Origin of the sequence: Methylobacterium oryzisoli, assembly GCF_046557895.1 — a bacterium.
In the GTDB taxonomy this organism is placed as follows: Bacteria; Pseudomonadota; Alphaproteobacteria; order Rhizobiales; family Beijerinckiaceae; genus Methylobacterium; species Methylobacterium oryzisoli.
This window is the reverse complement of sequence record NZ_JBKIBX010000083.1, coordinates 1-11,549: the sequence shown is the minus strand read 5'-3', so window position 1 is coordinate 11,549 and position 11,549 is coordinate 1. Positions and strand designations below refer to the sequence as shown.

Sequence of the window (11,549 nt, the reverse complement as noted above, 5' to 3'; positions counted from 1 at the left end):
GATCAGGGAATCACACCGCAGCAGACCCGAAAACCCCGCACCGACTCAGCCCAAACCGAAAACGCTCTAGCTGACCTTTTTGCGGGAGCGGGTCCTCGGATCGTGCGAGTCTGGTAGTGTTCCCGTGCGTCCCCCATCATTCACGCAGGACGGCTGGGCGGGTGGCGGAGTCCTGAACCTAGTCGCTATGGCGGAACGGACGCCGGATAGCGGAAGGGCTTGGCATCGCCAGATACACGGTGCGCAACCACGTCGCCGCGCTGTACTGCAAGCTCGGCGTCAGCCGCCAAAGCGCCCTGGTGGTGTTGGCGAGAGAGCTGCCTAACGGCTCGGCCGCCACGCAGCGGGGTCGGAAGAACCGTGCACCTAGTTCGGATGAACCATAATAGCTGGTTCGGATGAACCAAAAAATTATTCTTTGGAACATTGCCATCTCTGCGGACTTCTACGCAGGTCATCACCGTCTTCGCTGACGCCGATCCATCCGCCGTGCTTCGGCAAAGGGATCTTATGACCAAAGCACCCGATCCGGCCACGGCAAAGGCCGTGAAGGGCTCTGTCACGGAAGCGCTCGGGAAGATCATGGCCGACCCCGAGATCGAGGCCCGGGGTGCTGCCCAGAAGAACTCCGGTCAAGTCGAGGCTGAGGCAAAAAAGCCGGTCAAGTCCAAGGACAGGAAGCCTTGAGCCTCATCGATCGTCCGCCGCAAGAGGTGGAGCATGAACAACGACTGCATCGCGAGCGAACATCGGAGTTGGCGGGCCAAGCCCAACCGATGACGACGCCGTCACGTCTGCGATGGAGGCCAACTGACCATCGCGAGATCGACACCCATTCCCTCGACCCGCCCCTGACCGCAGGCGACGCCGGCGACGCCTTCTGACTCATTCACGGTCGAGACTGACTTCTGAATGGCTCGCAACAATCGCCCCGCAGCGCCCTGCAAGTAGGAGTACAACTATGGCGATAGAAACCGATACTCGACGCAACCTCGGCGACCACGACGCTCCGCACACGAGCCCGATCACGCCGGCCGAAGACGTGCGCTCGATCATGCTGAACCAGGTGTCCTGGGGCGCGGTCCTGGCGGGCGTCGTCGTCGCTCTGGTCGTGCAGTTGCTGATCAACCTGCTGGGCCTCGGCATCGGAGCGGCCACGCTCGATCCAGCCGGAGGCGACAATCCCTCGGCGACCACCTTCTCGATCGGTGCCGGGCTGTGGTGGACGCTCTCGGGTGTGATCGCCTCTTTCGCGGGTGCCTACGCGGCAGGCCGGCTCTCGGGCAAGCCGAAGGAGAATACAGCGGCCTGGCATGGTCTGACCGCCTGGGCCATGACTACCCTGGTGATCTTCTACCTGCTGTCCTCCACGGTCGGTGGCGTGCTCGGCGGGGCCTTCAACTCGCTCGGCAGCGTCGCCGGTGGGCTTGCCAACACGGCTGGCGGCGCGGTGCAGACGGCGGCTCAGGCGGCCGCGCCCTCGCTCTCGAAAGTCAGCGATCCGTTCTCGTCCATCGAGCAGTCGGTGCGTGGGGCCTCGGCTGGTCAGGATCCGGCTGCGGCCAAGGACGCTGCCGTTGCGGCGATGCGCGCGGCCCTGACCGGCGACCAGGCTCAGGCTGATGCTGCTCGGAACCGGGCCGCTGAGGCGCTGGCCAAGGCACAGAACATCCCACCGGATCAAGCCAAGCAGCAGGTCCAGCAGTACGAGCAGCAATATCGGCAGACGGTCGACAACGCCAAAGAGCAGGCCAGGCAGGCCGCCGAGGCCACCCGCAAGGCGGTCTCGCGCGGCGCGCTGTTCGGCTTTCTCGCTCTCGTACTGGGTGCAGTCGCATCATGGTTCGGCGGTCGCTTGGGCGCGGTCGAGCCAACCCTGACGGGACTGAAACTCGGCCCGCTGCAGCGCCGGTCATGAGCAGCGGCGAAGGCCTGCCGCGGACGGGAGCCGTCGCGCCGGTCACCGGCGAACAGATCAAGGCCGGCGAGACGACCTTGATCCCCCTCGCCGAGGAGACCGCGCGCATCGACAAGCATGCGGTCGAGACTGGGCGGGTCCGGGTCCGCACCACCACCGAGACGGTCGAGCAGGTTCTGCACGAGACCCTGCGCAGCGACGCGGTCGGAGTGACCCGGGTTCCGATCAATCGGACGCTCGCAGAGGGCGAGGCGGCACCGCTCGTGCGGACGGAGGGAGAGGTCACCATCATCCCCGTCCTGGAGGAGATCCTCGTTGTCGAGAAGCGGCTGGTGCTGCGTGAGGAGCTGCACCTGCGCCACACGACGATGGGCCAGGACGTCGAGGTTCCGGTCGCGCTGCGCAGACAGCGCGCTGTGGCCGAGCGCGTGAGCCCTGACGGGGCGACCACGGACATACCACCAGAGGAGAAGAGTTCATGACTCAGACCATCACCGCCATGTACGATGACCAAGCCGATGCGCAGGCTGCGATGAGCAAGCTGATCACGGCTGGGATCCCTCAATCAGCAATCAAGCTCGTGCCGGGTGCGGCAAGCACCACGCCGCGCAGCACCGGCTCCCACGATCGCACCCGCGACGAAGGGAGTTTCTGGTCCTCTCTGAAGGAGGTGTTCCTGCCAGAGGAGGACCACCATACCTACACCGAGGGCCTGAGCCGCGGCAGCACGATGCTGAGTGCCTCGGTCGAGTCCTCGCAGGTCGACACGGCCATGGACATCATGGAACAGCATGGGTCGGTCGACCTCGACGAGCGCGAGGCCACCTGGCGCCAGGAGGGCTGGACCGGGTACGGCACCATCTCGGGTCCCGGCACCGCTGTTACTGGCAGTGCAGCAGGCAGTGCCGCGGGTTTGGCCGCTACGGATGGGACAGGGGCTGGCGCTACCAGCCAGGCCGGCACGGCCAGAGCGACGTCAGGGCAGAGCAGCGCCGGCCGCGACGAGAACATCCCGGTGGCGGAGGAGCAGCTGCGGGTCGGCAAGCGTGTGGCCCAGGCCGGTCGCGTGCGAGTGCGCTCGTACGTGGTCGAGACGCCGGTGCAGGAGCAGGTCGCGCTGCGCGACGAGCAGGTTCACGTCGAGCGCCGCCCGGTGGATCGCGCTCCGACGGCTGCGGACGAGCGGCTGTTTGCCGAGCGGACGATCGAGGCGACTGAGCGGGCCGAGGAGGCGGTGGTCTCGAAGGACGTACGGGTGAAGGAGGAGATCGGCCTGCGCAAGGAGGTCGAGCAGCGCACCGAGACGGTGTCGGACAAGGTGCGCCGGACCGAGGTCGAGATCGAGGACGAGCGCGGGCAGGTCACTCGCACGGGCACGACGGACACTACCAACCCGAACCGGGGCCGCTGAGTCTCCGTCGATGCGGGTCGGGAGAATGCTCCCGGTCCGCACATCCCTCACCTGGGGACGGTGCGACAGAGTTTGTGGGCATTCTCATCGGCTTCATCGCCGGCGTCATTGCCAAGTTCATTCGGCGACGAGGGCCTGGATCGCCGCCGGAAGCTCGGCGTCGGGCGCAGGCGGGCGCCCCGCCGTCGCGCCACGGGCTGCCGAGAGGAGGCCAGGGGCGGCCGCGAGACGCCCAATGCTGAAGCGACCGCGCTCACCGGCCGTCCCCTGGCCACGAGCTCACGCGCAAGGGCAGCTGTTTGGGGGCGGTGACGCGCTGCACTGTCTCGCGCAGGGTCTCGTTTTCGAGTGTCTTCTTACCCAAGAGGCGCTGCAACTCGCGGATCTGCTGCTGCGCGGCGCAGTACTCGGACGCCGGCACGACCTCCTCCCCAGCGCCGGCCGCCGTGAATGCGCCTTAGGCCATCAGCCCGCGCCAGGTGAAGGGTTGGTTGGCGCTGATGCCGTGGCGGCGACCGACGATCGAGACGGAATTGCCGGGCAGGTACGTCTCTTCGACGATGCGCACACCTTCTCTTCCGTCGACCAGCGTCGCCGCCGCTGGACCGACGTGATCACCTCGACGCGCTCAGCGCGAGGCGGGTCGCCGTAGGCACCGGTCATAGGGTGGACCATAAGCATCACACTTCCATAAGTGCGAGGCCCTGTCCGGCCAATTAGGGGGGCCATCTCACCGGAGGATGTCCGGTTTGGTTCGGCGGCAAAGGCCGGTGTCTCGGCTTGGCCATGGTGCAGCCCCAGACTCACCGTCTACCAACACGCTAACCTCACCGCCCAATGGGGGCGGAGCAGTGTAATCGATTGAAATATTGCGGTGGCACGCTAATTGAACTCTGATTTGCCACGTGTCAGCAAGCTAGGCCGATATGTCCAATCCATTAATTCGAAAACTGGAATGCAGCGGCTTTCTTGACGAGGCAGACCGAGCTGTTCTCGGATCCATCGCTACGGACGGTCGCACCGTCATGCGGCATCAAGATCTGATTCGTGAGGGTGATCGGCCCGAAAACGTGCTTCTCGTTCTCAAGGGTTTCGCTTGTCGGTACAAAATGATGCCTGGAGGACGACGCCAAATCATGGCCCTACTTGTGCCGGGCGATTTCTGCGATCTCCACGTGGCTATTCTCAAGGAGATGGACCATGGCATTAGTACACTGTCACCTTGCACAATCGTCGATATTCCTCACGAGACCATCCTGAATCTGACCACGAACCACACACGCATCGCCCGTGCCCTATGGTGGGCGACACTCACCGACGAGGCTACGCTTCGCGAGTGGTTAGCCAATATGGGTCAGCGTAATGCCAGCCGGCAGATGGCACACTTGTTCTGCGAGTTGTTGATCCGACTACGAACGGTCGGTTTCGCTACGCATAATACATTCGATTTCCCTCTAACTCAGTATGATTTAGGAGATATTCTTGGAAAATCGAACGTTCATGTGAATCGTATGATGCAAGATTTGCGAGAGAGAGGCTTGATTAGCTTCATCGATAAACGATTAAAGATTCCGGACGTGGCAAGGTTGGAGGCTTTCTGTGATTTCAACGGAAATTATTTACATATCATGCGTTGCGCGAGCAAATACTGAAAATATCAAAATCAAGTAAAACATTTACTACCGCTTCTGTTTTGATAGATGAATTTGTTTTTATCGATTTTTATTTCGTGATTGCTATGTGGATTAAGGTTTTTTGGTGTACTATGCAAGCACTGTCGGCTGAAATGTTAGCGCGCCGGCAGCTGGAGAGAGATATGCGCTCCCGCTTATAAATCTTAGGTTGTCGCATGGCTCGCTATTTCATCGATGTGCATAATTCAATATTCTCATCTTTTGATGACCTAGGGCGGGAGTGCACTGATCCTGACGCAGTGAGCACTGAAGCTCTTCGCATTCTCTGTAATATCGCTCAAGAGGAACCTCTACAGCACATGCACAGCCGCCTCGGGGCAATTGTACGTGATGAGAACGGCCATGTCGTCCTCACCGCGAACGTCACGTTGTCCACCACGTGGGTCGGGGAAGCCTGAGTGTTGCTGCCTCAATGGTCTTTCGGCGGAACGAGAGCGGGCCGACGGGTGTCCTGATCACGACGATGAAGGTGTTCATCCGGCGTCCTGACTTTCTGGCCAGTGAGGCAGCAGATGGCCCGACTTGCCATGCATCAGGGTCTTGTCGCCCCGATATCACTGCCCAGCCAGCTGTTACCGCTCAGCCGCTTGAACCTGTTGCGAGGCACCATCAGCGACCTTCTGAAACCCTGATGCTTTGAGAGGAGACCTGGGCCTTTGGTCAGATGCAGGCCCGCTCCCCCACGACCAGCTGCTCGGCGGCCACTGCTGGGAGCGGGAGTGCCCGAACGTGTGGGCTTCCGCCTCAGCGTCCGCATACTCCAACATCATGTCTTCGATTTCTGCAGGTCCAATCATGGCTGTTCTCCAGCGGTCATGTTGCACCGCACAAGGCAATGAATGCCTCACGTTCTCGGTTCCAGGCCAACTGCTGACTGGCTGGTAGGTTATCGCTCTGATCCGCTCACCAAGGCTTCGAACGCTATAGCGCAGTTGGGCCAAGCGGACGTCGCCTAGCGAGCGCACGTCGCCCGTGCATGGCCTCGACCGTCGCCGCCGCACCGCTTCCGCGACGCTGAACACGCCTCTCCAGGTGGCACAGACCCGACTGCGACCCTGCCGCTCGGCAGCTCTGCGCGCGTTACGTGGGGCTGAACTCACACTCAAGCTTGAGCAACACGTCCTCGGATGTTCCGGAGGTCTGCTTCTGAGTGTTGAGCGGCGCCTCCGGCGTGCCCTGGACGAAGGTCCGGAAGGGGTCATCAGCACCCTGGGGGGCGGCCACCCTGCTGGCACGCCGCGGTCATTTCGACCGCGGCGCCTGGTTCAGATTTCGGTCTGCTCTGAAAGAAACAACGCGTCGTCAACCTCAATGCCGAGGTGGCGAATCGTGCTCTCCAGTTTCGTGTGACCGAGCAGCAGCTGGCAGGCTCGGATATTGCCGGTTCGCTTGTAAACCAGCGCGACCTTCGTGCGGCGTAGGCTGTGCGTGCCGAACGCTGAAGGGTCCAGGCCGATCAGGGCAACCCAGCGGTCTACCAGCCGACTATAGTGCCGCGTCGTGAGATGCTCTCCGAATCGCCTCCGGCTTGGAAACAGCCAGTCGCCGGCTTTCAACCTGCGCGCAGTTAACCAAGTCGCGAGAGCCTCGCGCGTCGGTTCGGTGATCTCGAACGGAACCGGCCTGCCGGTCTTGCGCTGGCAGACCGTCGCTCGAAGACGCACGGCGTCGCCCAGGTAGATGTCGCTGACGCGCAGGCCGACGAGATCACACCCGCGCAGCTTGCTGTCGACGGCAAGGTTAAACAGGGCAAGGTCTCGCGTACGGTTGGCGAGTTGGAGGCGCGTGCGCAGGGCCCAAATGTGCTTCGGCTTCAGCGGCGGTTTAGGGCCGACGATACGGCCGCGGTTCCAGGGGACAAGCGGTGTGGTGGAAACGGTAACGACCTCGGGCATGACAGGCTCCTGGGTTGAGGAGCCCGCCATGAGGAACCCGATGCTGCGAGTGAGCCCAATGTCGAATGACGGCTTTCTGCAGCACAAGCCGACATTGGCGCCGGCGGGCCTTGATCGCTGCTCCCTACCCTTAGCGGGAGTCCAAGGTAGATTGGGCCCGCATGACCGACGTGTGCGGAGCGTCATGGCACCGGTCATTACAGCACGATGGGCGGTTTGACCGTCGTTGGCGTCAATTGCTGCAGCAAACCGTTACGACGCAACACCCCTGAAATGTGCAGGGCCTAAATGCCAGCCTCGCACAAAGGTGACTGCATGATGAGTCCTCCAGGCGTTGTTCTCGTTCTTGCTTGTTTCGCGCTGACCGGGCCTGCATGGGCTGGCGCGCCGTACGAGGGGCTTTGGTCCAAATCGCTGCGGACTTGTCGGACCGATACGGACGGTGTCGAGCGACTCGAGATCAACCACCAGGGTTTATTTTGGTACGAGGAACGCTGCCGCGGTCGCGTCCGCGCTATGGGAAGACGCCGATGGCACGCCGAACTTTCGTGCGAGGGCGAAGGCTCGAAGCGGCGCATGATCACACGCCTGACCCTGCCTTCCTCCGATACCCTCGTATTAGAGAATGCTCCCGTCAGCCCGGTTAAGAGTCACCGCTACGTTCGATGCGCCCCCCAAAAGCAGGCGAATCGGCTGCGTTAGTTCCGTGGTCCCAGGTGCCTGATTAGGTCATCGGCATGTTCTCACTTTGTCCTTATGTGCAGTCTCATGCGAGATTCGACCTATTTTCACCGCGCTACATAGCGGGATACGCCAATAAATTTCAATTGATTGTTCTTATTTTTGCAATTTTGTGCTTTTTAACGCTTGGATCGGTAGCGGCAGAGGCTACGAAAGATGGTCTGATCGCTCAAGTAAGTCGGAGCGGGGCGGCGGGCTTATGCTATAGACGGGTGTACGATCGCTTACATTTGCGCCAGAATGTCAAGCAGATGATCGTAGCCATAACTGTGCAGCTTAAGCCAGAGCCAAGCACTCCTCATGGCGCCGATCAACCTATTGGGCTTGTGGCCGCGATCGATCTCCGTGACGATCCCGATCGACGCTACGCGATGGCAAGCTGCTGGTGGGAAGCCGAGGCCAACCTCCTGGGCGGACGCAGACACGCGCTCCCGATGTTGGCAAGTGATGATGGGATTCGCTGCATGTCGGCGGTAGCGCCCAACAGCGCAGAGGAAGCTGGAGAACTCGTTCTCGGCAGCAAAGAGGCCGGAGAGACCCTTTTTGTGTTTAATGGCTTGTTTCAAATGCGTTCTGGACAGGTGGGCGCACGCGTCATGCGCGATGTCGCGTTCGGCAAGGAAGATCAAATCTTAAAGCTGAAAAGGGTCGATCCAAATGAGTGCTCTGGCATCGAGAACGCTTTGTCCGAACCCGTGAAACATCAACACAGATGATTGTTGCTGCCGCAGGCGTGAGCACATGATCAAATCGTTTGTCTTTGCCGCTGCGACCTTGATCGCAGCAGTGTCTGCAAGAGCGGACGAGTGTCCGGTCGGCCGGGGTCTTGATGGGATTGTAACAGAGATCCAGCAAGCATCCGGATGCCGCCAAGCCTCGCACATCGCCCGGCAATGTGCCTCGGGCGCCGGCGGGGACGTCCGCCTGACCGCGGTTGTCGCCGAGATTTGTGAGAAGGAGTTCCTGCCAAGCCTCGATCGTCGGGGACGTGCCATCTACGCACAGCAGCGGGCGGCTTGCCGAGGCAAATATCGGCACGAGGGTGGAACCCTGTACCGGTCGTTTGAAGCCTTTTGCGAGGCGCGTGTCTCGGAGCGTTTCGCTCAGGCTGCAGCTCGGCGGAAAAGTCCATGACACGGAAGCGGCACGCGCCGTGCAGGGGAGCGACCCTATCACTTGCGCTGGTGATCGCGGCATCGGCCTCGGCTCCGGTTCCAGGACAGGCTGAGACATTGAAGGCCCTGGTCGAGCGGGAGTCGGGCCTATGGCTCGACCGCTGCAACCTGTTCCCTGCACCCGCCATCGAAGGGACGGTCCACGCAGTCATCCCAACTCGGTTCGAGAACGCGGCGGTCTGGACGACCCGGACATTGCTCCTCGTTGGGGTCGGCGAGGACATGTCGATCAAAGGGCAGATGGACCTTACTCTCCCCAAGCCGGTCCCACCGCGAGAAGTCGTAGGCTTGCGATGTGACGGCAGGCGCCTCGTTCTTCGCCTGCCTGATGAGACGTTCATCTATGAGTGGGATGGCCATTTGCTCAAGCCCGCAACGAACGCGCCGCCTTGACCGCCACATCATCGCGCCGCACGCTGCCGGCCCGTAGGCCCTTCTCCGAGATATCGGTTCGAAAGCCGATCACGAACGACACGGCATCTCGCTCCGCCGGTCGGGCCGAGGCGCATTTGCGCGAGTAAGAGTGGTACGACCGCCGCCATGCGTGCTGCCTCGTTGGAGCATCGTCCCGAAAGGTGGCCGGCGGCTTTCGGAAGAAGACGATGCAAAAACAACAATCGAGAGCATCATCCCGGATCCGACATCCACGATGATGCTCTAGAATTGCTCCGGATCGGCGTCCGCAATCATCCAGATTTCACCTTCGTAGGTCACGACCAACCTGCTCGCGTCTGTCTCGTCGGGCTCCTGCAGGCGTTCGTGGAAGCCTCGTTCGATGAAACCGTTTGGTATTGTCAGCTCGAGCTTCGCGGAAAGGCGGTGCCCCGATGGGAACGGTGTCCAGCACTGCCGCGAATGCGTTCGATTGGCGAAGCTTCGGAAGTAGCGCGGGTCGGAGAACAGGCAGATTTGGCTCATGAATAAATCGGGCAGGCAGATCAGTGCAGCCACCCGCATATGGGCTTTCGCCGGGGGCCGGGCAACGCTCATCGCCGCTGCACCGTCGATCACGGCCTGGGCGCACCGCCGCTGGATGTCGGATCCCCTCGTCGCCGGATCCGTGAGCGCCTGATCTACCGGCATATGCCAATGAGCATGGCCACGCGTGGCCTCAGCGTTCGGAAAGACGTTTCCGAAAGACTGGGACCATCGCTCGACAGCGCGCAGTTGCTGCTCGTCGTTGCTGGAGCAAGAGGAGGAGTCGATGTTGAGGCGCCGAGTCATGTGCTGAAACCGCGGAGGATGGTGTGAAAGCGTTTTACCCCTGATGGCGACGTCGTATGTGCGGTGAAAAACATCTGCTCCCGTTGTTTGCTCTATTCTGCCCTCCGCCGGTATCCGATGACGCGCCGAAAAAATGAGAGGATTGCTCGAATGGCATTTATCGAGCGTGCCGTTGGCGCCTTGCCGGTGATCGTTGTCACTGGGATGATAGCCCTGGCTCAGATGTCAGCGCTCGGGTCTTCATTGGCGGCTGTCGATGAGGACGAAGGCACCGAAAACCCAGCCAGTGCCGCGGCACATCTCGATCACGCGAAGATGCCGCATCCTCAGGTCGTCGAGCAGGCGGTCGATGAGGGCCGTCGCGCCTGCGACGAGGCCGGCGGGACGAGATTTGCAGCCCGTCCCGGCCTCGTCCGCACGGGCGACCTCACGGGGGACGGACGCGCGGACTACGTGGTGGACTTCAGGGAGGCTCTCTGCGTCGAACGCTCCACGCTGTTCAGCGGGACCGGTGGCTGGGAGGTTCGGATATACGTGGCGCGGCCCAAGGGCGGACCTGTGCGAGTCTTTACCGGCCACGTCCTCGACTACGAATTGGTCAAGAGTTCCGGTCGCCGCGAGATGCGCTTCCGACTGCATGGAAGCTTCTGTGGTCGATTCGGCACGGAACGTTGTGTCAAACAGCGCCGCCTCGACCTTCAACCGTTCGTATTTCGCAATCGTTGATCGCACGCGCAGGGAAGTCGCTGGACATTCCCGCTTTTTCAGAACAGATATCCCGATTTATTTGGAGTAATTTACTTCGACTCTGGTGTTTGGCCCAGGTTTCGATTTGCTCATATATTCAGATTGCTCGTCAGCAGTGCATTACGGAATCCGAGCGCTCCGGTCCACAGCCTTCCAGTCCTCCTGCCCCGGCCTCACATCGTCTGAACCGACGGTAGCAAAGCCATTCGCTCGGCAGGTCAGGACGCGCTTGTCGGGCATGTACAGCGACCATTGCTCTTCCTCGTCAGTCTCGCAAGGTCATGTTGTCAGGGTCGCTCCAATGTCGAATGAGAAGACTGCCTGGCGAGAGGCAGCGTCGAGCATGAAGGCCGTCAGTTTCTGTCCATCCATTTTATGTGCGGCGGCCTCGATCTGCTCGTGTGAGCTGTCATCATCCGCCAAAGCCTCACCAAAGGCGGTGACGCGCCAGTGGCAGCAGACAAGGAAGAGGTTCCACTCCCCCACCGGTTTGACGATCCGGCGCTTTGCCGATTGCTGGGCCTTGTCGGACGATGAGGTTGATACGTACGGTTCCCGAACCAAGAGTCGGGGTGCACCAAACTGGAAGGACAGGATGCTGCCTTGCCCGCGCTCGACACGCCAGCAGGGTAGGCCGATCAAAGGCGCGAAGGCGGTGGTGATCGTATCGTCCATGTCCTCCGCCCCACGGTTGCTTGAGACACCCCGTTAGCGGACGGTCTCCGCGGCAGGGGTGAGGACGAT

General features: G+C 61.5%; 15 protein-coding genes. 10 read left to right on the top strand and 5 right to left on the bottom strand.

The genetic code is table 11. The annotated features are described in order from the left end of the window. Positions 1-206 precede the first annotated feature (206 nt). The 6 genes from ACKUB9_RS33505 (at position 207) to ACKUB9_RS33480 (ending at position 3,329) form a co-directional block, all read left to right on the top strand. The gene (locus ACKUB9_RS33505) at positions 207-386 is read left to right on the top strand and encodes a hypothetical protein (protein WP_407530899.1); all 180 of its coding nucleotides are present in this window, start codon (positions 207-209) and stop codon (positions 384-386) included. Positions 387-510: 124 nt separating this feature from the next. Further along, a complete protein-coding gene (locus ACKUB9_RS33500) occupies positions 511-687 on the top strand; it encodes a hypothetical protein (protein WP_407530896.1) in 177 nt (58 codons plus the stop codon). Beyond that, positions 684-884 carry a hypothetical protein gene (locus tag ACKUB9_RS33495; protein ID WP_407530894.1) on the top strand — a complete coding sequence of 67 codons (201 nt, stop codon included), beginning with the start codon at positions 684-686 and terminating at the stop codon, positions 882-884. Before ACKUB9_RS33500 ends, ACKUB9_RS33495 begins: the two co-directional genes overlap by 4 nt. A 77-nt stretch (positions 885-961) precedes the next feature. Continuing rightward, complete coding sequence (locus ACKUB9_RS33490; RefSeq protein ID WP_407530892.1) at positions 962-1,918, top strand: PhnA-like protein; 957 nt, start codon at positions 962-964, stop codon at positions 1,916-1,918. Then, positions 1,915-2,400, top strand: coding sequence for a YsnF/AvaK domain-containing protein (locus ACKUB9_RS33485; RefSeq protein WP_407530890.1), 486 nt, complete (start codon positions 1,915-1,917; stop codon positions 2,398-2,400). The genes ACKUB9_RS33490 and ACKUB9_RS33485 overlap by 4 nt, the downstream gene beginning before the upstream one ends. Beyond that, the gene (locus tag ACKUB9_RS33480; RefSeq protein WP_407530888.1) at positions 2,397-3,329 is read left to right on the top strand and encodes a YsnF/AvaK domain-containing protein; all 933 of its coding nucleotides are present in this window, start codon (positions 2,397-2,399) and stop codon (positions 3,327-3,329) included. The genes ACKUB9_RS33485 and ACKUB9_RS33480 overlap by 4 nt, the downstream gene beginning before the upstream one ends. A gap of 253 nt (positions 3,330-3,582) precedes the next feature. Here ACKUB9_RS33480 and ACKUB9_RS33475 read toward each other — a convergent pair whose 3' ends face one another. Both ACKUB9_RS33475 and ACKUB9_RS33470 read right to left on the bottom strand, forming a co-directional pair. After that, positions 3,583-3,750 (bottom strand): hypothetical protein, encoded by a 168-nt coding sequence (locus ACKUB9_RS33475; RefSeq protein ID WP_407530886.1) that lies wholly within the window; start codon positions 3,748-3,750, stop codon positions 3,583-3,585. Between the two features lie 36 nt (positions 3,751-3,786). Beyond that, entirely contained in the window at positions 3,787-3,897 is a 111-nt protein-coding gene (locus tag ACKUB9_RS33470) for a transposase (protein ID WP_407530884.1), read from the bottom strand. 358 nt (positions 3,898-4,255) lie between these two features. Here ACKUB9_RS33470 and ACKUB9_RS33465 point away from each other — a divergent pair, with 358 nt between their 5' ends. Both ACKUB9_RS33465 and ACKUB9_RS33460 read left to right on the top strand, forming a co-directional pair. Further along, the gene (locus ACKUB9_RS33465; protein ID WP_407530881.1) at positions 4,256-4,981 is read left to right on the top strand and encodes a Crp/Fnr family transcriptional regulator; all 726 of its coding nucleotides are present in this window, start codon (positions 4,256-4,258) and stop codon (positions 4,979-4,981) included. Positions 4,982-5,178: 197 nt separating this feature from the next. Then, positions 5,179-5,421 carry a DUF6894 family protein gene (locus ACKUB9_RS33460; protein ID WP_407530879.1) on the top strand — a complete coding sequence of 81 codons (243 nt, stop codon included), beginning with the start codon at positions 5,179-5,181 and terminating at the stop codon, positions 5,419-5,421. Positions 5,422-6,288: 867 nt separating this feature from the next. Here ACKUB9_RS33460 and ACKUB9_RS33455 read toward each other — a convergent pair. Next, positions 6,289-6,918 (bottom strand): tyrosine-type recombinase/integrase, encoded by a 630-nt coding sequence (locus ACKUB9_RS33455; RefSeq protein ID WP_407530877.1) that lies wholly within the window; start codon positions 6,916-6,918, stop codon positions 6,289-6,291. A gap of 737 nt (positions 6,919-7,655) precedes the next feature. Here ACKUB9_RS33455 and ACKUB9_RS33450 point away from each other — a divergent pair. Then, complete coding sequence (locus ACKUB9_RS33450; RefSeq protein WP_407530875.1) at positions 7,656-8,375, top strand: hypothetical protein; 720 nt, start codon at positions 7,656-7,658, stop codon at positions 8,373-8,375. 1,116 nt (positions 8,376-9,491) lie between these two features. On the opposite strand, the gene ACKUB9_RS33445 is transcribed toward ACKUB9_RS33450, so the two are convergent. After that, the gene (locus ACKUB9_RS33445; protein ID WP_407530873.1) at positions 9,492-10,058 is read right to left on the bottom strand and encodes a DUF3916 domain-containing protein; all 567 of its coding nucleotides are present in this window, start codon (positions 10,056-10,058) and stop codon (positions 9,492-9,494) included. Between the two features lie 150 nt (positions 10,059-10,208). Here ACKUB9_RS33445 and ACKUB9_RS33440 point away from each other — a divergent pair, with 150 nt between their 5' ends. Next, positions 10,209-10,784, top strand: coding sequence for a hypothetical protein (locus ACKUB9_RS33440; protein ID WP_407530872.1), 576 nt, complete (start codon positions 10,209-10,211; stop codon positions 10,782-10,784). A 300-nt stretch (positions 10,785-11,084) separates the two neighbouring features. Here the strand turns inward: ACKUB9_RS33440 and ACKUB9_RS33435 are convergent, their stop codons facing one another. Next, positions 11,085-11,480 (bottom strand): hypothetical protein, encoded by a 396-nt coding sequence (locus ACKUB9_RS33435; RefSeq protein WP_407530870.1) that lies wholly within the window; start codon positions 11,478-11,480, stop codon positions 11,085-11,087. Between the last annotated feature and the right edge of the window lie 69 nt (positions 11,481-11,549).